The organism is Flavobacterium solisilvae (genome assembly GCF_012911605.1).
In the GTDB taxonomy this organism is placed as follows: domain Bacteria; phylum Bacteroidota; class Bacteroidia; order Flavobacteriales; family Flavobacteriaceae; genus Flavobacterium; species Flavobacterium solisilvae.
In genome coordinates this window covers 1-224 of the sequence record NZ_JAAMPT010000014.1, presented here as the reverse complement: position 1 = coordinate 224, position 224 = coordinate 1, and the positions used below count along the sequence as shown (strand labels likewise).

The 224-nt window shown below is 41.1% G+C and carries 1 protein-coding gene; it reads right to left on the bottom strand.

The genetic code is table 11. The annotated features are described in order from the left end of the window. Window positions 1–224, bottom strand: a 224-nt coding sequence (locus G6042_RS00070) for a DUF7507 domain-containing protein (protein ID WP_169522291.1), incomplete at both ends; no start/stop codon positions are given.

The following is a 224-nucleotide window of genomic DNA, read 5'->3' as shown; positions in this document are numbered from 1 at the left end:
TGATTGTCAAATTGTTTACAGTTACGTTTCCTGTATTGGTTACCGTAAAAGTGTAAACAATCGTATCACCTACGTTTACAATAGTGTCAGCATTCGCATCAGCATAAACACCGTCTTTCAACAAAGTGATTTGTGGTGTTTGTCCTAAGTCTGTAAATGTACAGGTCGGACAACTTGGGTCGTAATCAGGACTTGAAGGGTCGATTGGTGTCGGGTCTTCTGAG